General features: G+C 42.5%; 3 protein-coding genes. 2 read left to right on the forward strand and 1 reads right to left on the reverse strand.

Translation table 11 applies throughout. From position 1 onward, the window contains the following. On the reverse strand, window positions 1-935 hold a 935-nt coding region (locus ABZ924_RS38690), incomplete at its 3' end, for an MgtC/SapB family protein (protein WP_361920440.1). On the opposite strand from ABZ924_RS38690, the gene ABZ924_RS38695 reads away from it, so the two are divergent. Both ABZ924_RS38695 and ABZ924_RS38700 read left to right on the forward strand, forming a co-directional pair. Beyond that, a complete protein-coding gene (locus tag ABZ924_RS38695) occupies window positions 914-1138 on the forward strand; it encodes an ArdC family protein (RefSeq protein WP_361920442.1) in 225 nt (74 codons plus the stop codon). The two genes, ABZ924_RS38690 and ABZ924_RS38695, sit on opposite strands and share 22 nt — an antisense overlap. Beyond that, the coding region (locus tag ABZ924_RS38700) for a class I SAM-dependent methyltransferase (RefSeq protein ID WP_361920444.1) at window positions 1123-1307 on the forward strand (185 nt) is incomplete at its 3' end. The genes ABZ924_RS38695 and ABZ924_RS38700, both read left to right, overlap by 16 nt.

Here is a 1307-nt window from a genome sequence, read left to right on the forward strand (position 1 = left end):
AGGTGAGGCAAAACTTCTATTCCAATCAGGACGAGTAAGACCGCAGTTACGGCTTCGATATAAAAGCCAGCAGCAACTGCAATCCCAATTCCTCCAGCTCCCCAAATCATGGCCGCAGTCGTAAGTCCTGAAATAGAATCGTTGCCACGTTTTAAAATTACGCCAGCCCCTAAAAAACCAATGCCTGAAACAATCTGTGCAGCAAGACGCAAAGGATCCATTGTAATATTAACATTAGCATACTCGCTACCTTGTGCAATATAGGCAGATTCAATCGAGATGATGGTTAGTAAACAACTGAACGTAGAGATAACGATGCTCGTTTTTAATCCGACAGGCTTTCTTTTTAATTCCCTTTCCAGTCCGATTGCTAAACTTAAGAGAGCGGCTATGACAAGTTTAAAGAAAGTTTCATATGAAGAAATTTGCATTGCGCTGAAAAACTCCATAAAAAAACCTCCATTTTTTTGTCTTGTATTGATTCTCCTTAGCGAACGTGGCAAACTTGTTAAGTGTGTCGTCGGTTTAGTATAGCGGCTTACTCCAAGGTTTGACTCATTGCCTGAAATGACGATGTCTTCAGAAGGGAATCCGGCTTCCATAAGAAATGTTTCCACCTGTTCTTTCGTAATCGCCGATTCCGCTGCAATTTCAACGCGTGTTCCCTCAGTAAAATCGATGCCGAGATTTAAACGGAAGATACCGAGCGCAACTATTCCAGCGATGATTAAAACGATAGAACTCATGAAGAATTTATTGCGACTGCCAACAAAGTCAAACCGGTCGAAACGCGTTGATAAATCAAGAATTTCCAGACTCTCGGTTCGATTATGGACCTGCGACTTCCGCAGTCCAAACCAACCCAACTTGCCGTCTAAGATGCCATTGTTAATTAAAAGTCCAAGCAGCAAACGTGAACCCCAAACAGCAGTCACAAAAACCCGATGCCACGATGGTCCGTGGTTTCAAGCAATGGCAAGCGCTCGGTCGTCACGTCAATAAGGGCGAAAAAAGCTTAAATATCTTGGTTCCTTCCTTTAAAAAAGTGGAAGTCCAAAAAATTAACGAGCAAACCGGCGAAGTATTGCGCGATAAAAACGGCGACCCTCAACCCTTTCTGAAATGCATCGTGTTTTAAAGCCAGGTGGAATGATTGCTTGTCTAGAAACGTCACAACCCGAAAATATCGTATTCAAGCCATTTTTTAGAATGTATTTCCGTTTCATAATGCCGGTATTTGGTAAGCTTTTTGCTAAAAGTTACAAAGAATACTCATGGCTACAGGAATCGGCAAAATCGTTCCCCGG

Source organism: Streptomyces sp. NPDC046876, from assembly GCF_040645035.1.
Classification (GTDB): domain Bacteria; phylum Actinomycetota; class Actinomycetes; order Streptomycetales; family Streptomycetaceae; genus Streptomyces.